Source organism: Sphingobium sp., from assembly GCF_041987595.1.
In the GTDB taxonomy this organism is placed as follows: Bacteria; Pseudomonadota; Alphaproteobacteria; order Sphingomonadales; family Sphingomonadaceae; genus Sphingobium.
Window position 1 is genome coordinate 1 of sequence record NZ_JBHIWJ010000271.1, and the last position, 504, is coordinate 504.

Consider the following 504-nt stretch of genomic DNA (forward strand, 5'->3'; position numbering starts at 1 on the left):
GCGCCATCAGCGGCGCGATGGCGACACCCGTGCAGATCGCAGTGGCCGCCGGCCCCTTCGTGGCCTCGCTGCTGTATTCCGCCGGCAACGGCTATCCCGGCACGCTGCTGGCCCTGACCGGCATCAGCGCGGCGGGCGCGATCCTGTTCGGCTATGTGATCAGGCATCTGCGCCAGCAATCCATGCTTCTCTCGAACGAAGGCACCTCGACATGAGCCACATCACGATCTACCACAATCCCGATTGCGGCACGTCACGCAACGTCCTCAGCCTGATTCGCAACAGCGGCGAGGAACCGGCTGTCATCGAATATCTGAAGACACCGCCCGACCGCGACATGCTGAAGGCGCTGATCGCCGCGATGGGCATCCCGGTACGCGCGGTGCTGCGCGAGAAAGGCACGCCGTATGCGGAACTCGGCCTGGGAGATCAGAAGTGGAGCGACGAGCAATTGATCGACTTCATGCTCCAACATCCGATCCTCATCAACCGACCTATCGTGGT

Annotated in this window: 1 protein-coding gene and 1 pseudogene; both read left to right on the top strand. The window is 62.9% G+C overall.

Annotation, left to right across the window (positions count from 1 at the left end; genetic code table 11):
- Positions 1-215, top strand: a pseudogene (locus tag ACFC3J_RS23130) (MFS transporter); the annotation flags it as partial.
- The coding region (gene arsC, locus ACFC3J_RS23135; RefSeq protein ID WP_375198232.1) for an arsenate reductase (glutaredoxin) at positions 212-504 on the top strand (293 nt) is incomplete at its 3' end. The pseudogene ACFC3J_RS23130 and the gene arsC, both read left to right, overlap by 4 nt.